Below are 19,595 nucleotides of genomic sequence, written 5' to 3'. Positions count from 1 at the left end.
TAGAGACTAAGTCTCTAAGCTTTTTGTCAATCATCATTCATACCCATATACATCATAATAAAGCGAAGTAATTCAAGCACGGCAACAACTGTCGCTGCTACGTATGTTAGCGCAGCCGCATTTAAGACTTTTTTCGCTCCGCCTTCTTCATCATTACGAATCATCCCTGAACTAATCATCATCTCTCTACCGCGAGAACTCGCATTAAACTCGACTGGAAGTGTGATCAGTTGAAAAAGTACAGCCGCTGCGAAAAAGACAATACCAACAGCAAGAAGTCCTGTGGCTTGTAACAGAAGACCTCCTAATATGAAAAAGAACGAAAAGCTTGAGCCAAAACTAGCGACTGGAGCAAACGCTGAACGGAACTTTAAAAATGAGTAGCCCTCTGCATCTTGTACAGCATGACCAACTTCATGAGTCGCCACAGAAATCGCAGCAATTGAGGTTCCATAATAGTTTCCTTCAGAAAGGCGCACTGTCTTATCTCTCGGATCATAGTGGTCTGTAAGCTTCCCTTTAACAGGCTCGACATTTACATTGTATACACCATTCTCCTGTAATGCCTTAACTGCTGCCTCAGCACCCGTAATACCTGAAGACGTTCCCACCTCAGAATATTTACTGTATGTCCGTTTTAAATAGATTTGAATTAGTAGTGGTAAGGTCATTATGATGATGAAATAAATCAACATCTCCATTGCAGTAATTCCTCCTTCATTAATCACCTCAAGCAAAATAACGTTTGCTTAAGCGAGGATCACCTTCTTAATTAAACAAATTAAGAAAGAAAGTATCCTCTATTTGATACAATGATAAAAAAAACGTCAAAGAAAGTCAAACTGAAGCATCTCCGTTCACTACACTGACACAATTCGCTATTCCTTTGCTTTTACTTTGCGTTTTTCAGCTTTATATTTTCGAAATCCGACATAGGATAAGGACAAAATCACAGGTGCACCAATCGTGAACATCACCCAATAAATCATTGGGTCTGCTTCATCTTTTCCATTTGTATGAAACAGCTTCTGATAAGACTGCCTCATTTCATGGACATGGTCTTCAAGTTCACGATCTGTCAGCGACGACGTTAGAAAGAAATGATTATAGTCATCCAATGTTTGAACCTGATCACCATCAACGGTAATTTGTATCGCTGGTCGAACCATTGCATAAATTGATCTATATTCATTTAACTCATGATTAAAATCCGTTTGGTCATTTGAGCTTATTGCTTGATCCAATCGATCGAGGGAGTCCATGATTGAGAGCTCCATTTGGTTCCACAAAGGATTATCGTTCTCCAAAAAAGAATCAACCGTTAGACGAAAGGAAGTCACCAGACGAAATCGTTCAGCATCAGTCATTTCTTCAGATGTTAACGCCCGATCCGCATGTTCAAATGTCGTTACTAGTGTACGCAAAGCCGACATTGACCATACTTGATCTTCAAAAGAGTATTCATTTAGTTCATCAGCAAATACACTTGTTAATTGCTTAGCCTCGTCTATTTTATCTTGCTTAGTAAACTGCAACATCTGCCCAGCAATTTGATCAAGTTCACTCCATGAGTGAGCTTCTTTAGCCAACGACTCGCTCGACCAGAAAATTATTCCCATACTAACAATTAAGAGCAACCATTTACGCCCCATGATTTGTCCCCCCTCTGCTTTTATCATCCTATGAAGCAAAGGACAAGGATAGACCTAGTGCGGAAGATTTAACTGAGGTGCTCGTTTTCGTACGTTTAATAGGTAGACAAGTCCTACTGAAATGAGCCCTAACCAGAAGGTAAAGTAACCAATTTCGTTGATATAAGGTAAGATCCGATAACTCAACCACGGATGCATCCCGAAAACATAATCAATGATGTCATTATGAACCGTCCACAATAAGGCTACAACTAAATGCCAACTCTTGATTCGAAAAAACGGCATAAACAATAGCGCTTGCAGTGCCATGCCAGCATGAGATAGATTGAGCATGATAATCGTCCAATGTAGCGGAGCACCTTCAAGAACTTGAAAGGTATTCATTACAACGGCCCAAACACCATATTTAAGCAAGGTAACCGCTGCAAGTGCCTCTATTAAACCAGACTGTTTTCTTAGTAAAAAGCCAATTAAAACAAGCACAAAGAAAAGACTAGCTGTCGGACTATCAGGTACGAACAACAAAAAATACCACGGTGTTTCTCCTAGTTGTTCTCCATACCAATAGTATCCGTATAGTGTTCCTATTGCATTAATAATCAATAAGATAATCAAGCTTGATCGCCTAGTTAGCAACCCGTATAGGTAAGCTAGCATCCTGGACCTCCATTCGATTAAAAAAGCCACCCTTTGTATTTAAAACAAAGGGCGACTTATTAACAAAGCTTATTCTTCTGGATCTTCACCATGGTTGGCAATGAAAGCAGCCATAATTTCTAGCTCTTCATCGGTCCCTTCAAATTGACCTCCAGGCATAGCGCCTTGACCATTTATGATGATTTCAATGACTTCTTCAGGTGTTTTTTCCGTCTCCAATAAGTTTGGATTACCGGCTCCACCTGTCATTTGGTCACCATGGCACTGAATGCAGGACGCTTGTTCGGCATAAATTAAATAGCCTTCCGCTTCTGTGTCAATTTCACCTGGGATCACCAGTTGACCTTGCTCCGCTGCAGCTTCCCAGTCATGCTGGTCAACAGATTCCCAAGTAAGGAAAATAACCGAAGCAACACCAAGTAACATAAGTGACGTTGCAATTGGACGACGATGTGGACGTCTTTCTTTTGACGTATCCAACCATGGAGCAAGCATTAATGCTCCAAACGCAAGTCCAGGAATAACAACCGTACCCACGATATTAAACATTCCAGATGCAAACTGATACTTGAGCAATTGGAACAAGAACAAGAAATACCAGTCAGGTAATGGTATGTACGCTTCTAGTGGATCAGCAACTGCTTCAAGAGGAGCTGGATGAGCTAATGTTAAGCACAAGAAACCCATTAAGAATACAGCTCCTACCATCCATTCGCGCAAAAGGAAGTTTGGCCAGAAGGCTTCTGTTTTTCCAGGATACTCTGAGTAATCCTTCGGAACATTTACTTTACGACCATCTGATTTAACACGAGAGTCGCCGACAAACTTCATCCCTTTTCCTCGATGCATGGATTTCCCTCCTTTTTAATCAAATGATGTGTTCTTATAGAGGTCCAGAGATCCCCTGTCTACGAATCATAATAAAGTGCGCACCTAGTAAACCGAGTAGTGCGGCTGGTAAGAAAAAGACATGAATGGCAAAGAATCGTGTTAGTGTTGCAGCTCCAACAATGTCTCCACCTGCTAAGAGCGCTTTTGCAAATTCACCAATAATCGGCACACTTTCAGCAATTTCCAGTGTTACAACCGTTGCGAAATACGCTTTCATATCCCAAGGCAACAAGTAGCCTGTTAAACCAAGTCCAAGCATGACAAAGAAAATCAACACGCCAACAACCCAGTTTAATTCACGAGGTTTTTTATATGATCCTGTAAAAAATACGCGCAGTGTATGTAAAAACATCATAACAATAACAAGACTTGCGCCCCAGTGATGCATTCCTCGAACAATCTGTCCCATCGCCACATCGTTTTGTAAGAAATAAACCGATGCGTGGGCATTTACAATATCAGGCACATAGTACATCGTTAAAAACATACCCGATAAAATTTGAATTACCGTTACAAAAAAAGTTAACCCACCAAAACAGTAGATGAACGCTGAGAAGTGATGAGCTGGATTGACATGCTCTGGCACTTCATGATCAGCAATATCGCGCCACATTGGCGTAATATCGAGACGCTCGTCCACATAATCATAAATTTTCTGAAGCATTTACGCCCCTCCTAATCCCTACGCATCGTCTGTCCAAGATATACTGCGCCATCTCTTATCTCAACTTCAAAAACATCTAGCGGACGAGTTGGCGGTGTTCCTGGTACGTTTGTACCATCCTCTTCAAATTGCCCACCATGGCACGGACAAACAAATCGACTTGTGTCTTCTTGATAGCCAATTGTGCAGCCAAGATGTGTACAAATTGAAGATAAAGCAACAACATCCTCACCATCTAAATAGATGTATGCTTCGCGCTCAACTGTTGAATCATACCAAGAATCCACTTGATTAAAGCTCCAAGTGAAACGTTGTGGCTTGTCTGTTACATCTTCTAGCTCACAAACATATTCTACATTTGATTCAGCGCCAGCTTTTAAAGCGGGATCAAGGGCGAACCGAACCATTGGCATGAGCATGCCAGCAGCCATAAAACCCCCAACACCTGTGAGCGTGTACGATAAAAACTGCCTTCTTGATACTTTGTGCTCTCTTTCGCTCACTCCTAAACCTCCTAACAGTTCAAAAATCGACCAATGTTTACTTGGTATCATAACAAGAATAATACTAGGACGTTACCATCATACTATAACCGCATACATTACGCAATATAAGTTGGAATAGCGCTTTCAGACTTTTTCTTGCCAAACCGCCGTTATAATTGGTAATAGTTGCTGAAGCTGTCCATCCATCACTTTTTTACGATTTTTTTGCTCAATGTATTCAAGCGGCAAAGCTGGAACAAATAGCAAAGTCATGTGGCTTAATTCATTTTCTAGTTGTTTCCAATTTGCGTCAGCAGTAACCAAAAAAATATGTTTAAAGCCATTTTCTTTTAAATCTTTCTGCCATAGCATTAATCGCTCAACAACCTGCTCACGATTTTCAGATTTAGCATAGCCAAATAAAGGGAATTGCATAATTCTCCCTTTAAATTGTCGTTCCATTTCATCCGTTAACGCTTGCGTGAATTCAACTGCTTGAGCGACGGTTTTAGCATCCGCAGCCCATGTCGACTCAACCAGAGGAATAACCGCTGTATCAACGTAGTCTTTTGATTGTAGATATGTATCTATATCCGCTGTCTTAAATCGCATACGTTCACCCCTTTACCTTCCTTAGTATAGCAAAAAAACAGAGTCAGTTGGACTCTGTTTTTTCATCAATTCTTTAAAAGCTGATTTAATTGATCGGTTAGCTTCATAAAGGTTTTTTTATCGCCTACGTCCAGAGCTTGATCGATCTCAGCGTTTAACTTCTCAATCTGAAATTTTCGGATTGAATCATCCAAAAAGGCCACTGCTTCTCGCTCAATTTCATCTGCTTTTTCTTTTGTCTCAGGAAGGAATGGATTGTCTTCCAATACCGACAAGTAGTGTGAATCTGATGAGCGGTCTTGGAAATGAAGCTCTATATAGATCTCTTCGGTTTGATTTAATCGAATATCATGGAATGCTTTTTCACAGTCAGTTGTTACATGATGTTTTTTTCGAAAAGAAAACGGAATTTGTTCAATTCCTTGAGCTGATATAACAATTGCTTTCGGCGTACTATCTGAGCGATTGATAAAGTGCACACGTTCCATTAACGCATCATCATTCATGAGATAATTGAGTAGCCACGCACATTCACGCCGTTTTAACTGATGACGTTTTAAAAAATTTCTTAAAAAAGCCTTTTTATCCATTACAGGAATGATATTACTCATTACTTCCTCTCCTTTCAATAGATAGTAGCCCAGTTATAGATCATGCTCATATAGTTCATTTCGCTTTATAGTTGCCATATTCCTTTCAAGTTGAAGCAAATGTTTTCAACAAAATTTGCCATTTAGGCATTTGCTTCAAGTTGGTCTAGCAGCTCTGCAATATCTTGCTTTGCTGGATCATGAATCAATGCTTCTTTTAAAACGCGTATAGCTTGGTCTCTTTGTCCTTCCTCAAGTAGGAAAGAGCTATATTCTTTTAAGAAATCGCTATCTGTATGCAAAAATACATAAGCTTCTTGATAGAGGATAAGCGCTTCTTTATAATGCTCTAATTCAGCCTTTGCATACGCATGATACCAAGTAAGTAAACCATCTGTTTCTCCGTATTCTTTTGCATGACTGATTAGTTCATCAAGCTCCTCTGCTCGTTCCTGATCACGTAACAGCGCAGCTAAAGCTTGTAATGCCTCGACATTAGCTGGATTCAAAGCAATTGCCTGCCTAAAATATTGTTCGGATCCTGTTGGGTCAGACATTTTTAGCAGAAGTTTTCCTGCAAGTAACGGCAGTAAATCATTAAATTCATCCATCCGCAAACCTGATTCGACTACTTCAAGAGATTCTTTTAAACGATTTTCTGCCTCATACGCCCGGGCGAGTGGCGCATAAACACTTGTAAAATCTGCATCTAAAGCTTTTACTGCTTCTAATTGTTCGATCGCAACCGAATAATCTCCTTGTTGATAGGCAGTAAACCCAAAGTTGAACAATGTATTTGGGGGCATTTTCGTTACTTCTTGTTGATGATACAAGTGAAGGGCATCTTCAAATTGACCATTGGCGCTGTAAGCTTCAGCTAAACCTAAAGCGACATTCACTTCTCCTAAATCAGCGTGAAGCGCTCGTTTTAAATAAGGAATGGCTTTGTTGTATGAGCCTTGGTCAAGATAAAATTCCCCGAGAGCGTACGTTATAATCATTTCTTCTGGGGCTTTTTTTGCAGCAGCAAGCAGCTTTTGCTCTGCAACTTCATCCAATGCTTGTAGCTGGTATAAGTCTGCCAATAACAATTGCGCTTGAAGAAAGCTATCATCATCTTCACGAACTTCAAGGAGTTGTTCAATCGCTTCGTCTTCTTCATCTGCATCAATCATCATTTCAGCCGCTAGTATAAAAAGCGACCCTTCGTCTGGGTAAAGTTCCAGCAGCTGATTAATAATATGCTTAGCTTGTTCCACATGACCTAATTCATAATAGAGCTCAGCGGCCTCAAAGAGTTGCTCGTGGTCGGACGTTTTTGCATAATTATTTAATAAATCAAGCGCTTTTTCAATATCGCCTGATTCAATTGTTGCGTATATTTCTTCTTTCAACATGATTGTTTTCTCCTTTAAGAACACTTTCCTCTATTTTATAGTAAGCAATCCAAACGATTCAACCATTCTGTTCGCCTATAGAAATGAAATAATTTTTATATTTTTAAGAATGGTGTTGACTTTGTAAGCGTTTTTTATTATTCTCTAATTAGCGTATGGTTTCTCTCCACTCCTATCCATACATTTTAGCTGCAATAGCTAAACCCATTTTGTAAACGCTTTCGTTTACAAAATGGGTTATTTTTTTATAAAAAGCGAGCTCTGATAAAGGTCAGAGCTCGCTTTTTTAGCGTTCGATTAATCTAGTTAAATCACTAAAGAATGAGGGGTATGACACTTGAATCGCTTCACTATTCTTTAATGAAACATTCCCTTTAGCAACAAGTGCGGCGATTGCCATCGCCATTCCAATTCGATGGTCTCCATGAGAGTCAACTACGCCACCTGTGAGGGGCGTACCGCCTCTGATAATCATGCCATCTTCCGTCGCTTCAATATCAGCACCCAGCTGTTTAAGTTCACTAACGACTGTATCAATTCGATTTGTTTCTTTTACTTTTAGCTCTTCAGCATCACGAATCATACTTGTTCCATTAATTTGTGTCGCTAATACGGCTAATACAGGGATTTCGTCAATTAATGTAGGGATATCATCCCCTTCAATCACAAATGGCTTTAATTCAGTTGCTTTTATCCGAATTGTTCCGTACGGCTCTCCTGTAGCTGTTAAGTCTTCTTCAATCTCAATGGCTGCACCTGAACGTTTTAGTACATTAATGATCCCAGCTCTCGTTGGATTCAAACCAACGCGTTGAAGCGAGATCTGACTTCCTTCCACCATACATGCTCCAACTAGAAAAAAAGCAGCAGATGATATATCGGCAGGCACAATGACATTCGTTGCCTTTAGCGTTTGCCCGCCTTCAATTGAGATCTCAAGCTTTTCACGTTCAATTTTTACACCAAATTGTTCAAGCATCTGTTCCGTATGATCTCTTGTTTGTTGCACTTCTTTTATTGTCGTGGTTCCTCTTGCTTGCAGACCAGCTAACATCAAGGCCGACTTAACTTGCGCACTTGCAACAGGCATTTGATACGTAATGGCATCTAATGCACCACCTCGGATGGAAAGAGGTGTTTTGTCACCCCCATCTCTCCCGTCAATCACAGCTCCCATTTGTTGAAGCGGGTCAACAACGCGCTTCATAGGACGAGTTGCAATTGATTCATCCCCTACTACAACCGAATGAAACGGTCTACCTGCAAGAATTCCGAGCATTAAGCGTGTTGTTGTTCCAGAGTTACCAACATCAAGTACCGCTTCCGGCTCGAGCAAACCATCGATTCCTTTTCCTTCTACCGATACCGAGGTCTCATGCTGTTCAATAATTACACCCATTTTTCGAAAGCAAGCAATCGTACTCAAACAATCTTCCCCAGCTAAAAAACCAGTGATGGTGGTCGTACCCTTTGCCATGGCACCAAACATCACGGCTCGGTGCGAAATCGATTTATCTCCTGGAACAACCAGTTCGCCGGATAACGGTGAATTGACAGCAGAAAGGAGCTTTAAATACTCAGCCATCATTCCAACACCTTTCGTTTACTCATATGTCTCATATAAGCGTTTTTTTAAAGCTTTCTTCGCAAGATCGCGATCCATTTCTGAACGAAAACTTAAACGAAGCACACCCATGATATCTTCTCTCGCTTCAAGAATGCGGATGTTCGTTAAGCTAATTTCGTGTTCAGCGAGAATATAGGTTACATCAGAAATGACGCCAGGGTGGTCCGGTACATCAACAAACAAATCGTAAAAAGCAGGAATTGCGCCTTTGTTCCGCTGAGGCAGACCTTCACGAAACGACCTTGCTTGTTGGAAAAAGGTTAAAAGACCTTCACCGTCCCCATCCTGAACAAGGTTTCGAGCTCGATTCATTTCGTTCTGCCATTGATCAAATAAGTGAAGCAATTCTTCTTGATTATGTAATAAAATATCACGCCACATAACAGGACTGGACGATGCAATTCGAGTGATATCACGGAATCCGCCAGCTGCAAGTCTTGTCACACCCGGGTCTGTTTCTTGCAGTTTTTCAAGTTGATGAACAAGGCTTGCCGCAATTATATGGGGAAAATGGCTTACAGCACCAACCAATTTATCATGTTGCTTTGCATCCATTTGCAAGAAACGCGCTTTGGTATGCTTGAGAACATTCTTTAATGTGATTAACTGTTCTCGATCAACGGTGGCTGTTGGCGTAAAAATATAAAAAGCATTTTCGAATAAATGGGCTTTTGCTGCTTCCACTCCTGATTTATGCGAGCCAGCCATTGGATGACCACCAATAAACGTAATCGATTCATTCAACTGAGCCGCAGCTTGCACAATTTCTTGCTTTGTTGAGCCGACATCTGTAATGATAACGTCTTTTTTTAAGTCCAATTGATTTAATTGCTGAATAAGCTCAATTGTCTGGGCGACCGGGACGGCTAAAACAATAAGGTCTGCATGAACCGCGCCTTCTTCTATCGATTTCACTTTTTCATCGATCACACCAAGAGATTTCGCCATCCTTAGCTGTTCTGCAGAAAGGTCAAATCCCTTTACATGAAACGAATCTTCTTTTTTTATCGCAAGTGAAATTGACCCACCAATTAACCCTAAACCAATAATAAAAATGTCTTTCAATTTGTTCCCTCCACTCCACAAACACCTATCTCATTTCATTGGATAATGAATCGAATACAGATGGTGCTACTTCTAAAAACGCTTTGTTTTCCACTGCACTTCCAATCGAGATGCGTATTCCTGTTGGATAACCTAGCGCTTCTCCAGATCTTAAGATAAACCCTTTTTCTAAGAAAGCTTGGAACAGCTTATTTCCTGGAATACCTGTCTCAATTAATAAGAAATTGGTCTCAGATGGATAGACAAACATACCTCTTTCTTCAAAGAAAGCACGAATTTTCTCTCGCTCTTCCCTGTTCTTTTGGCGACAAGATTGAATAAATGCCTCATCTTTTAGAGCGGCCAAGGCTGCTGCATGTCCAATCACGTTATTATTAAAAGGTGGACGCACAGGATCTACTGCTTGAGCAATGGTCTCACTTGTAATTCCATAGCCTATTCTAAGCCCAGCAAGTCCGTATGCTTTGGAAAACGTTCGCAAAATAACGAGCTGAGGAAACTGGTCTAACAAAGAAATTGTATCTGGGTATGCATCATCTTCAACATATTCAAAATAAGCTTCATCCGAAACAACGAGGCAATGATCGGGAACAGCTTTTAAGAAAGAAAAAAACGTTTCTTTATCAATCGCAACCCCGTTCGGATTATTTGGATTACAAACCCAGATAATTCGCGTTTGTTCATTGACCTGATGAAGCATTGCGTCCAGATCATGTGAGCCATCCGCTCTCACCGGAACTTCAATCGTGGTCGTTCCTTCAATTGTTGCATTTAATTTATACTGCGAAAATGAAGGAGTAGCCATAATGGTGTTTGTTTCCGCTGTTAAGTAAGAACGACACAAGAACTGAATCACTTCATCAGAGCCGTTACCTAAGATAATCTGCTTTTCTGACACACTGTGTTTCTCTGCCAAAGCATGGCGTAACTGCGTTCCATAACCGTCTGGATAAACCGCCGTTTCAGTCGCTGCAGCCGTAATGGCTTCAGCCACTTTAGGAGAGGCACCATAGGGATTTTCATTTGAAGCCATTTTTACCACATTCGTTAAATTAAATTCACGCTTTACATCTTCGATTGGTTTACCAGGAGCATATGCTGGTAATCCTTGAATTTGTTTCTTCGTAATCAAATCGTTCACCGCCTTCAAATGTCTTACTAGTATCCTACGAAAAATGCATCAGACTGGCAAGATTAATTTACCTTGAAGCAACTGGTTGGTGCAGTTGTTTAACAAATGCTTCAACCTTAGCAACTGCTGCCGACCTAGACTCTGGTTGACTTAACTCATTCGTTAAGCTTCCTATTTGTTTTACAATCGCACTCCCAACAACAACACCATCTGCGTAACGATTTATTTCTTCAACTTGATCTGCTTGACTTACACCAAATCCAACAACACACGGAATCGATGCGGAATTTTTTACAACCTGTAAAAATTGTTTTAAGTCTGGGTGAAGTTCATTTCTTGTACCAGTCACACCGAGTGAGGATACACAGTAAAGAAAACCTTTGGCTGATGAGGCAATTTTTTCAACACGCTCCTTTGAGGTCGGCGCAACTAAAGAAATAAGTGCAAGATCTTCTTTGGCACAAATATCGCCAAATTCTTCACTTTCCTCAAACGGTAAATCTGGGACTAGTATTCCATCAACACCAAAAGCGCTAGCTTCATTCACGAATTGAGTAAAGCCATATTGAAGTAGGGGGTTGGCATACGTAAACAATATAACAGGAGCGTTAAGCCCTCGCTCCCTTAATTTTGAAACCATCTCTAGCGCCTTAGCAAACGTCATTCCTGCAGTAAGTGCTCGTTTAGAAGCTGCTTGAATGACTGGGCCATCAGCCAATGGATCTGAATAAGGGATACCAAGTTCAATCACATCAGCTCCGGCTCTTTCCAAAGAAAGAGCAAGCTCAATCGTCGCTTCAATTGTCGGATCACCCGCGGTTATGAATGGAATGAATAACTTTTCTTTAGTAACCGCTTTTCTTAAGCGTTCAGACATGATTTCCCTCCTCCTTTAGCCGTTGTTGCAGCGTATGCATATCCTTATCACCACGTCCAGATAAACAAATTAAGACCGTCTCTTCTGCTGATCGTTTTTTGGCTTCTTTTAATGCTTCAGCAACCGCATGGGCAGATTCCAATGCGCAAATGATCCCTTCTTGTTCGGCTAGTTTTTTTAAAGCGTCAAGAGCCTCAAGATCTGTAATGGCTTTGTATTCAACACGATTTTGATCGGCTAAATAGGCGTGCTCCGGTCCCACTCCTGGATAGTCCAGTCCAGCAGAAATGGAATAAGGTTCCGTAATTTGTCCATGTTCATCCTGCAATAAGTAAGTTAATGAACCATGAATAATACCTTTTGAACCTTTGGTTATCGTTGCTGCATGCTGATGCGTATTAACTCCAAGTCCTGCTGCTTCTACACCGATTAAATCTACGTCTACATCCGCCAAAAACGGATAAAACATTCCGATAGCATTACTACCTCCACCGACACATGCAACAATTGAAGATGGTAACTTTCCGGTTTGATTGATGAATTGTTTTCTTGATTCATCACCGATAATCCGTTGAAACGTTCGCACAATCTTAGGATACGGATGTGGGCCAACGACCGATCCAATTAAATAAAACGTATCCTCTGCATGCGCTACCCAATGACGAATCGCTTCGTTCGTCGCATCTTTTAATGTTTTACTACCTGTAACGGCTGGAATAACGGTGGCTCCGAGCAATTCCATTCTTAACACATTTAATTGTTGGCGTTTCATATCTTCTTCACCCATGTAAATCAAGCATTCCATTCCAAACTTAGCGGCGACAGTTGCTGTTGCTACACCGTGTTGGCCAGCTCCCGTTTCAGCAACAAGCTTTTGCTTGCCCATTCGTTTGGCTAATAGAGCTTGACCAAGAGCATTGTTTAACTTATGTGCACCTGTATGCACCAAGTCTTCTCGTTTTAGATAAATTTGCGCGCCAGCAATTTCTCGACTGAGGTTCTCAGCAAAAGTAAGCGGCGTTTCACGTCCAGCAAAATCGGCTAATCGCTCCGCAAGTTCGGATTGAAATGCAGTGTCTACGATTGCTTCATTAAACCCGATTTCTAATTCTTCTATTGCACTCATGAGTGTTTCGGGTACGTATTGCCCGCCAAATTCTCCGAAGCGCCCACGTTCATCTGGCATTGTTAGAATCGTCATGTTTACACACTTCCTTCTCAATCAGCTTCATTTTTGCCTTAGACTTTCTTCCATTTGACTCAATCCCACTCGAGATATCAATTCCATCCGGATTCAGACGGACTAAGCTTGCTATATTATCTGGATTAACACCACCAGCAATCATAACCGGAAGCCCCTGTCTTTCGCCTTCTGCTTGATAAAGAGAAACTCGACTCCAATCAAACGATTGACCAGTGCCACCCCAAGCTGTTAGTCCTTTTTGATCAACGATGTATCCATCTACTGCACCTTCAAACTGCTTCATCACATCTAAAGCATGCTCGCTATCATGTATGACTTTCCATATGAGAACGTCGCTAAGTTCTGCCCTGATATCCCAAACATCAGCAACGCTTTCGTTTCCGTGCAGCTGAACAATATCAAACTGACCAGTACGTACAATCTGTCCAATTGTTTGAGGCAATTCATGAACAAACAATGCTACTTTCTGCTGTGCTAAAGCAGGGAAGTCTACTAGCCATCTTTGTACATCAGCCACGTCCACTTGTCTTTTGCTTTTTGCAAATACAAAACCAAGATAATCACAGCTAGAGCGAACGGCATTCTCAACATCTTCTTTTGAATGAAGCCCACAGTATTTTAGCTTCATTTACAAACACTTACGAAAGAGCTGACGTATTGTTGCCCCTTTATCCAGTTGTCTCATGAGCAGTTCACCAATTAACAACGCTTGTGCACCCGCTGCTTGCACTTGTTGTACATCATCTGCTGTATGAATGCCGCTCTCTGACACAAGTAAACTTGTTTCAGGTACTTCAGGTGCTACTAATTCCGTTTGTTTAATCGATGTCTCAAACGTATTTAAATTGCGGTTATTAATCCCTATCACTTCTGGCTCGAAATGTAACAAAACAGCTCTCAGCTCTTCCGCGCTATGAACTTCAACTAGACATTCTAATCCTTGATTATAAGCTTCTTGATACAATTGCTTAAGCTTCGTCATTGATACGGTCCCAGCAATTAGCAGCATTGCGTCAGCGCCTAACCTTGCTGTTTCTTCTACTTGCTGTTCAGAAAGAATAAAATCTTTTCTTAATACAGGAAGTTGAACAGCCTGTTTTACTTCCGCAATATAGGCTTTGTTTCCTTTAAAAAAGGGCTCATCTGTTAAGACACTAATAGCAGATGCACCAGCTCTTTCATAGTCCATTGCAATTTGTTGCGGATTAATTGAGTCGACAATTAGCCCCTTAGATGGAGACGCTTGTTTGATTTCAGCAATTAAGCCAAGCGCATGAACCGGGGACCTTAAGCTTTCAATCAAGGATTTCCGTTCAAACATCTGTCGTTCAGGCTGCTGAAGCGTTTCAATCTCACGTTGCTTTGACTTTAAAATAGCGTTAAGCATGTTTAATCCCCCGATCTAACTGTTGTAAATAAGTTAAAAATGTCAGTGTACGTTTTGAATCCAGCGCTTCTTTTGCTTTGTTTACTCCAGATTTAATTGAATCGACTAGATCGCGTGCATACAGAGCTGCTCCAACGTTTAAACAAACAATATCTCTGGCAGATTGTGGAGCGGTCCCGGCAAAAATGGCTTGAATTAACGCCGCACTTTCAGCGGGGGATTGTACTTGAAGCTCACTTAAACACCCTCGTTCTAAGCCCATATCTTCTGGAACAAAGCGATACGTAGTTAAGGTCTTCTCTCTCACTTCTACCACTTTTGTTTCACCATGTATCGCACATTCATCAAGTCCATCTGCTCCTGTTACAAGTAGAGAGTGCGTTGTCCCTAATTCAATTAAGGAATTGCCCAATTTCTTAGCAACTTCATGGTCATATACACCTAATAATTGGTAGTCCGCATTTGCAGGGTTTGTTAATGGACCAACAATATTAAAGATCGTCCGAATGCCCATTTCTTTTCGGGCTTTGCTCACATGGCGCATCGACTGATGGTACATTGGTGCGTACAAAAAACATAACGACTGCTCTTCAAGCATTTTTGCTGCTTGCTCAAGTGGTGCTTCAATATCAATTCCTAAATGTTCAAGAACATCTGCACTTCCGCTTTTTGACGATACGGAGCGATTGCCATGTTTGGCAACCGAAACATTAAGTGATGCCAACACAATCGCAGTTGCTGTTGAGATATTGAAGGTGCCTAACTCATCTCCACCTGTTCCACACGTATCAATGAGCCCCTCGTTTTGCAATGGAAATGCCTGTGCGACTTCACGCATTGCTTTTGCGAACCCAGTAATCTCTTCAATTGTTTCACCACGGTAGCGCATAATTGTTAGTAAACTAGCAATCTGACTATCAGCTAATGTTCCAGACATCATTTCGAGCATAACGGCCTTGGCCTCTTGTTCAGTTAACGTTTGTTGGCTTATACATTTTTTTATTAATTCCTTAATCATAAGACACCACCTTACCAAAACGGTGCTCAGCTTGGTTAATGGCATTCATCATCGCTTTTGCTTTATTAATTGTTTCTTCGTACTCACTTAATGGGTCTGAATCAGCTACAACTCCAGCTCCAGCTTGAACAGAAGCAATCCCGTCTTCCAAGACAATCGTTCGGATTGCAATACATGAATCTAGCTGTCCATTGTAATCAAGGTAACAGATGGCGCCTCCATAGATCCCTCTCTCGGTTGGTTCGAGCTCCTCAATAATCTCCATTGCTCGAACTTTAGGCGCTCCTGAAAGTGTTCCTGCTGGAAATGCTGCTTGGAGAGCGTCTTCCGCCGTCTGGTCCTCTCGAAGCTTACCTGTTACTTTGGAGCATAGATGCATGACGTGTGAAAACCTGCCAATTTCCAGAAACGAATCGACTTTGACCGTTCCATATTCAGACACGCGACCTAAATCATTTCGAGCAAGGTCAACAAGCATCGTATGCTCAGCTATTTCTTTTTCATCCGACAACAGCTCTTCAGCTAGTGCTCGATCTTCGACTTCCGTTAAGCCTCGTTTTCGCGTCCCTGCAATTGGATGAATTTCCAGATGGTGACCGCGAACCTCAATTAACTTCTCAGGGGAACTTCCAATAATCTCTTTCTCCCCTATTTTTAAATAAAACAAGTAAGGTGAAGGATTAACTAATCGCAAAACGCGGTATAATTCAAAGCCCGAGCAAGTAATAGCAATATCAAACCGCTGCGATAACACCGTTTGAAAAACATCACCTTGCTTAATGTACTTTTTCACTCTATTAACATCAGCCATAAACGTTTCTTTTGAATAGTTTGCTTGAAAAGGAAGCGGATTTACTCCTTCAGCTTTAATTGGCAATAAATCTAATGGCTTGGCCGTTATGACTTTCTGCAGCAATGACTGAACTTCACTTTCTGCAGTATCGTATGCCTGTTTGGCTAAACCCTTTTTTGTGTGAAGGTGGTGAACAATGGTTAATTCTTTTGTTCGTTCATTTAACGCCACGATTGTTTCACAGAATACGAAATGACGCTTCGGCACCGTTGATTTTTGCTTGTCTGTTCGTTTTAGTTTTGGTTCCATTTCAAAAACAGCATCATAACTTACATAACCTACAGCGCCTCCTTGAAAGGGAATGTCAAGTGGCATAGGCTCAGGCTGTAAGATCGCTATAAATTGATCGTAGCATTCACGAAATGTGCTTGCTTGAACAAGTGTATGTTTCGTTTTTAAACAAATGGTTAAATACGATCCATTTGATTCAATTAGTTCATATAGTGGATTAAGCCCAATAAATGAAAAGTTGGACCACTCAGATTGTGAATCATTGCTTTCTAAAAGGAAAACAGCTTCTTCTTGAAACGATTGGAATAATTGTGTAGGTGTTAGTCCATCAGCAAAAACACGATCCCGGTAAAAACATAATCCGTATGAATCATAGGATTTGTTGAAGGACAAAAAAGAGGTCTTCTTCATTTCGCACACTCCTTAAAATGTGAAAATGAAGAGCGGTTAGGAGGATTGACGGTTTTTTAGTTGGATTAAAACATATGGAAACCGAAATATACCTTTGAAACTCTCTGCTCTGCTCGCTCCGCTCTACTCATTCTCATCTAATCTCAGCTCATTCTTACTCTCAACTCTTACTTGCAGAGAAGTGTAACTGATTATGATACACTCGTCAACCACTTCCTACTTTCCTTCTTTTAATAAGTCTGGCCGAAGTGAAACAGCATTTTCCAAGAACACATGGTTAATTAGCCTTTGCTCAATATCCGTATTAATGGTCATCATAATCCGGATACATTTGCTAAGACTGCCCTTAACTGGAATTTCTTGCGCACACATAACAGGTACATAATTCCATCCGTCTAGATTGCGGAGCGCTTTCGCCGGGAATCCAGCATCAATATCACCTGTTGCTGTAATCAACACTTGTGCTACTTGTTCAGGATCAATTTGATTGGCTTGAACCATCGCGCGCACCAATGTTTCCGTTTCAGATTCAATTAGTGCCGCGTCGTTTTCCTTGACTGTTGTTGCCCCTCTCACACCTCGTACCATCATCATGACTCCCCCAATTCTTGCTTTAATACAAGCATCGCATCATCCACGGCAACGTTGTAGACCTTCGCTTGGCCAACTTGATCTAAAAGCACCATCACAAAGTTTTGATAGGACGCTTTTTTGTCTACTTTCATTCTCGTTAACAAACTCGTTGCGCTTAACTCAGGTGGAACATTTAACGAATAACCTAGTGTCTCGAACCATTTCTCGAAAGAAGAACCGTCAATTGAATGTGAGAGAATACGATTACCCAATCGAATGGCAAAACGCATCCCAATTGCAATCGCTTCTCCATGAGTAATTGCTCCATACCCTAGTTCCGCTTCGATTGCGTGCCCAAGCGTATGCCCAAAATTTAATAGCGCTCTTACATTGTCTTCTCTCTCGTCCTGTTGAACAATAGCCGCCTTTAGTTGGACCGCTTTTGCGATGAATTGTATTAATGTTTCTTGTTTAATCGCTTTTAAATCGGTAACTTCCAGATGCAGCCATTCGAAAAAGGCACGATCAGCAATAAAACCCATTTTTACAATTTCAGCAAAACCCGAACGCCATTCTTTTTCCGGTAACGTTTTTAATACATTTGGATCATAGAGGACAAGCTCAGGCTGATGAAACACACCAACCATATTTTTGCCATCTGCTAGATTAATAGCTACCTTACCGCCTACGCTTGAATCATGAGCAAGTAAAGTTGTGGGAATTTGTACAAAGCGTATGCCACGCATGTAGGTCCCTGCAACAAAGCCAGCAAGATCGCCGACAACACCACCACCAAACGCAAGGATAACCGAGGAACGATCAAGCTTTATTTGCAAGCAATAATCTAGCAAAGACTCATACTGGGAAAACGACTTTGATGCCTCTCCACTCGGAACAACATAATAAGGAATTTCTTGCTCAAAAGAAGCTAGAAAAATTGATAGATAAGTTGTCGCGACATTCTCGTCGACGATGATTAAATAAGAAGATGCCGGAGCAGCTTTTTTTATTTCTTCACCTGCACGAGTGATGATTCCAGGCTCAATGAGAACTTGATATGATTGGTTTGTTGTCTGGACATCCACCCTCATCCTAAAACTCCTTTGTTAACTGGTGGTGCCTTTTGACTTGATCTTGTAGGATCGGCAATTGATCCGAATGAAACATTTCTAAGACCGCATTGGCCACTTCCCAAGCAACTACATTTTCACAAACAACAGAAGCAGCTGGTATGGCACAACTATCTGAACGTTCAACTCCAGCATCAAATGCTTCTTTAGAATCAATATCAACGCTTTTTAACGGTTTATATAGTGTTGGAATCGGCTTCATAACACCCTTGATAACGAGGGGCATTCCGTTTGTCATTCCACCCTCAAACCCACCTAATCGATTTGTTTTTCTCGTATAGCCGTCCTCTTCATTCCATTGAATTTCATCATGAACTTGACTTCCAGGCAATCGAGCTGCTTCAAAACCAATGCCAATTTCAACACCTTTAAAGGCATTAATACTCATGACCGCTCCTGCTAGTTTCCCATCAAGCTTTCTGTCATAATGAACGTGGCTGCCAAGTCCAATTGGTACACCAGCAACAACGACTTCGACTACACCACCAATACTGTCTCCATCTTGTTTTGCCTCGTCAATTGCTTTCATCATCTTAGTACTAGCTTCCTCGTCTAAACAACGCACTTGTGACTGTTCTGATTTTATTTTCAGCTCATCGATCGAATCATACGAAATTTGTTTTGCTTCTATACCGCCTATTTCCAATACATGTCCCGCTACTTCAATTCCGAGCTCTTTTAAAATGACCTTTGCTAAGGCTCCACATGCAACTCTTACCGTTGTTTCACGAGCGGAAGACCGTTCAAGAACATTTCTCATATCTCGATGACCATATTTAATTGCCCCATTCAAATCAGCATGACCTGGTCTAGGTCGCGTCAATCTTCGCCGCATCTTCTCTTCTTCTTCTTGTGTGATGGGCTCAGCTCCCATAATTTTTGTCCAGTTTTTCCAGTCTTTGTTTTCTACAACAAAGGTAATTGGCGCTCCCGTAGTTAAACCATGACGCACACCACTTAGAATTTGCACACGATCCTGTTCTATTTGCATTCTTCTTCCTCGACCATAACCACCTTGACGACGTGCCAATTCAGCATTAATAGCATCAGCTTCCAACGGTAATTGAGCTGGTACGCCTTCAATAATTGCCGTTAATTGTGGTCCATGTGATTCCCCTGCGGTTAAAAACCTCATCTCA

General features: G+C 41.2%; 21 protein-coding genes. All 21 read right to left on the bottom strand.

What is annotated here, in order from left to right:
• Positions 1-26: 26 nt before the first annotated feature.
• Entirely contained in the window at positions 27-701 is a 675-nt protein-coding gene (locus tag JOC54_RS16735) for a zinc metallopeptidase (protein WP_204467682.1), read from the bottom strand.
• A 177-nt stretch (positions 702-878) separates the two neighbouring features.
• Positions 879-1,652, bottom strand: a complete 774-nt coding sequence (gene ypjB, locus JOC54_RS16730; protein WP_204467680.1) for a sporulation protein YpjB — start codon at positions 1,650-1,652, stop codon at positions 879-881.
• Positions 1,653-1,706: 54 nt separating this feature from the next.
• A complete protein-coding gene (locus JOC54_RS16725) occupies positions 1,707-2,309 on the bottom strand; it encodes a DUF1405 domain-containing protein (RefSeq protein ID WP_035420880.1) in 603 nt (200 codons plus the stop codon).
• Between the two features lie 69 nt (positions 2,310-2,378).
• Positions 2,379-3,158, bottom strand: coding sequence for a menaquinol-cytochrome c reductase cytochrome b/c subunit (locus JOC54_RS16720; protein WP_204467677.1), 780 nt, complete (start codon positions 3,156-3,158; stop codon positions 2,379-2,381).
• Positions 3,159-3,192: 34 nt separating this feature from the next.
• Positions 3,193-3,864, bottom strand: coding sequence for a menaquinol-cytochrome c reductase cytochrome b subunit (gene qcrB, locus JOC54_RS16715; protein WP_204467675.1), 672 nt, complete (start codon positions 3,862-3,864; stop codon positions 3,193-3,195).
• A gap of 11 nt (positions 3,865-3,875) precedes the next feature.
• Positions 3,876-4,367 (bottom strand): Rieske (2Fe-2S) protein, encoded by a 492-nt coding sequence (locus JOC54_RS16710; RefSeq protein WP_204467672.1) that lies wholly within the window; start codon positions 4,365-4,367, stop codon positions 3,876-3,878.
• A 126-nt stretch (positions 4,368-4,493) separates the two neighbouring features.
• Positions 4,494-4,961 carry a YpiF family protein gene (locus JOC54_RS16705; RefSeq protein WP_204467670.1) on the bottom strand — a complete coding sequence of 156 codons (468 nt, stop codon included), beginning with the start codon at positions 4,959-4,961 and terminating at the stop codon, positions 4,494-4,496.
• 65 nt (positions 4,962-5,026) lie between these two features.
• A complete protein-coding gene (locus JOC54_RS16700; RefSeq protein ID WP_204467668.1) occupies positions 5,027-5,572 on the bottom strand; it encodes a ReoY family proteolytic degradation factor in 546 nt (181 codons plus the stop codon).
• Positions 5,573-5,694: 122 nt separating this feature from the next.
• Positions 5,695-6,948, bottom strand: a complete 1,254-nt coding sequence (locus tag JOC54_RS16695) for a tetratricopeptide repeat protein (RefSeq protein WP_204467666.1) — start codon at positions 6,946-6,948, stop codon at positions 5,695-5,697.
• Between the two features lie 286 nt (positions 6,949-7,234).
• On the bottom strand, positions 7,235-8,533 hold the full coding sequence (aroA, locus tag JOC54_RS16690; RefSeq protein WP_204467664.1) for a 3-phosphoshikimate 1-carboxyvinyltransferase: 1,299 nt from the start codon (positions 8,531-8,533) through the stop codon (positions 7,235-7,237).
• Between the two features lie 18 nt (positions 8,534-8,551).
• Entirely contained in the window at positions 8,552-9,640 is a 1,089-nt protein-coding gene (locus tag JOC54_RS16685) for a prephenate dehydrogenase (protein WP_204467662.1), read from the bottom strand.
• Positions 9,641-9,665: 25 nt separating this feature from the next.
• Positions 9,666-10,772 (bottom strand): histidinol-phosphate transaminase, encoded by a 1,107-nt coding sequence (gene hisC, locus JOC54_RS16680; RefSeq protein WP_204467660.1) that lies wholly within the window; start codon positions 10,770-10,772, stop codon positions 9,666-9,668.
• Positions 10,773-10,839: 67 nt separating this feature from the next.
• A complete protein-coding gene (gene trpA, locus JOC54_RS16675) occupies positions 10,840-11,649 on the bottom strand; it encodes a tryptophan synthase subunit alpha (RefSeq protein WP_204467657.1) in 810 nt (269 codons plus the stop codon).
• Positions 11,642-12,850, bottom strand: a complete 1,209-nt coding sequence (trpB, locus tag JOC54_RS16670) for a tryptophan synthase subunit beta (RefSeq protein WP_204467655.1) — start codon at positions 12,848-12,850, stop codon at positions 11,642-11,644. The genes trpA and trpB overlap by 8 nt, the downstream gene beginning before the upstream one ends.
• Positions 12,825-13,481, bottom strand: a complete 657-nt coding sequence (locus JOC54_RS16665) for a phosphoribosylanthranilate isomerase (RefSeq protein ID WP_204467653.1) — start codon at positions 13,479-13,481, stop codon at positions 12,825-12,827. Before JOC54_RS16665 ends, trpB begins: the two co-directional genes overlap by 26 nt.
• Positions 13,482-14,240, bottom strand: a complete 759-nt coding sequence (trpC, locus tag JOC54_RS16660; RefSeq protein ID WP_204467651.1) for an indole-3-glycerol phosphate synthase TrpC — start codon at positions 14,238-14,240, stop codon at positions 13,482-13,484. It lies immediately after the preceding gene.
• Positions 14,233-15,258 (bottom strand): anthranilate phosphoribosyltransferase, encoded by a 1,026-nt coding sequence (gene trpD, locus JOC54_RS16655; RefSeq protein ID WP_204467649.1) that lies wholly within the window; start codon positions 15,256-15,258, stop codon positions 14,233-14,235. The genes trpC and trpD overlap by 8 nt, the downstream gene beginning before the upstream one ends.
• The gene (gene trpE, locus JOC54_RS16650; protein ID WP_204467646.1) at positions 15,251-16,753 is read right to left on the bottom strand and encodes an anthranilate synthase component I; all 1,503 of its coding nucleotides are present in this window, start codon (positions 16,751-16,753) and stop codon (positions 15,251-15,253) included. The genes trpD and trpE overlap by 8 nt, the downstream gene beginning before the upstream one ends.
• 216 nt (positions 16,754-16,969) lie before the next feature.
• A complete protein-coding gene (gene aroH, locus JOC54_RS16645; RefSeq protein WP_321174662.1) occupies positions 16,970-17,347 on the bottom strand; it encodes a chorismate mutase in 378 nt (125 codons plus the stop codon).
• Positions 17,344-18,417 (bottom strand): 3-dehydroquinate synthase, encoded by a 1,074-nt coding sequence (aroB, locus tag JOC54_RS16640; protein ID WP_204467644.1) that lies wholly within the window; start codon positions 18,415-18,417, stop codon positions 17,344-17,346. Before aroB ends, aroH begins: the two co-directional genes overlap by 4 nt.
• A 1-nt stretch (position 18,418) precedes the next feature.
• A complete protein-coding gene (aroC, locus tag JOC54_RS16635) occupies positions 18,419-19,591 on the bottom strand; it encodes a chorismate synthase (protein WP_204467642.1) in 1,173 nt (390 codons plus the stop codon).
• Between the last annotated feature and the right edge of the window lie 4 nt (positions 19,592-19,595).

Origin of the sequence: Shouchella xiaoxiensis (assembly GCF_016907895.1) — a bacterium.
Lineage (GTDB): Bacteria > Bacillota > Bacilli > Bacillales > Bacillaceae_D > Shouchella > Shouchella xiaoxiensis.
This window is presented reverse-complemented; position numbering and strand designations above follow the sequence as displayed.

What these genes read in the sequence shown, in the direction of transcription:
- JOC54_RS16665 (WP_204467653.1), bottom strand. Translation starts at nt 13,481, where the DNA reads ATGAAGCTAAAATACTGTGGGCTTCATTCAAAAGAAGATGTTGAGAAT.
- JOC54_RS16695 (WP_204467666.1), bottom strand. Translation starts at nt 6,948, where the DNA reads ATGTTGAAAGAAGAAATATACGCAACAATTGAATCAGGCGATATTGAA.
- JOC54_RS16735 (WP_204467682.1), bottom strand. Translation starts at nt 701, where the DNA reads ATGGAGATGTTGATTTATTTCATCATCATAATGACCTTACCACTACTA.
- aroB (WP_204467644.1), bottom strand. Translation starts at nt 18,417, where the DNA reads ATGAGGGTGGATGTCCAGACAACAAACCAATCATATCAAGTTCTCATT.
- JOC54_RS16720 (WP_204467677.1), bottom strand. Translation starts at nt 3,158, where the DNA reads ATGCATCGAGGAAAAGGGATGAAGTTTGTCGGCGACTCTCGTGTTAAA.
- trpC (WP_204467651.1), bottom strand. Translation starts at nt 14,240, where the DNA reads ATGCTTAACGCTATTTTAAAGTCAAAGCAACGTGAGATTGAAACGCTT.
- aroA (WP_204467664.1), bottom strand. Translation starts at nt 8,533, where the DNA reads ATGGCTGAGTATTTAAAGCTCCTTTCTGCTGTCAATTCACCGTTATCC.
- JOC54_RS16725 (WP_035420880.1), bottom strand. Translation starts at nt 2,309, where the DNA reads ATGCTAGCTTACCTATACGGGTTGCTAACTAGGCGATCAAGCTTGATT.
- trpD (WP_204467649.1), bottom strand. Translation starts at nt 15,258, where the DNA reads ATGATTAAGGAATTAATAAAAAAATGTATAAGCCAACAAACGTTAACT.
- aroC (WP_204467642.1), bottom strand. Translation starts at nt 19,591, where the DNA reads ATGAGGTTTTTAACCGCAGGGGAATCACATGGACCACAATTAACGGCA.
- trpE (WP_204467646.1), bottom strand. Translation starts at nt 16,753, where the DNA reads ATGAAGAAGACCTCTTTTTTGTCCTTCAACAAATCCTATGATTCATAC.
- trpA (WP_204467657.1), bottom strand. Translation starts at nt 11,649, where the DNA reads ATGTCTGAACGCTTAAGAAAAGCGGTTACTAAAGAAAAGTTATTCATT.
- trpB (WP_204467655.1), bottom strand. Translation starts at nt 12,850, where the DNA reads ATGACGATTCTAACAATGCCAGATGAACGTGGGCGCTTCGGAGAATTT.
- JOC54_RS16705 (WP_204467670.1), bottom strand. Translation starts at nt 4,961, where the DNA reads ATGCGATTTAAGACAGCGGATATAGATACATATCTACAATCAAAAGAC.
- aroH (WP_321174662.1), bottom strand. Translation starts at nt 17,347, where the DNA reads ATGATGATGGTACGAGGTGTGAGAGGGGCAACAACAGTCAAGGAAAAC.
- JOC54_RS16700 (WP_204467668.1), bottom strand. Translation starts at nt 5,572, where the DNA reads ATGAGTAATATCATTCCTGTAATGGATAAAAAGGCTTTTTTAAGAAAT.
- ypjB (WP_204467680.1), bottom strand. Translation starts at nt 1,652, where the DNA reads ATGGGGCGTAAATGGTTGCTCTTAATTGTTAGTATGGGAATAATTTTC.
- qcrB (WP_204467675.1), bottom strand. Translation starts at nt 3,864, where the DNA reads ATGCTTCAGAAAATTTATGATTATGTGGACGAGCGTCTCGATATTACG.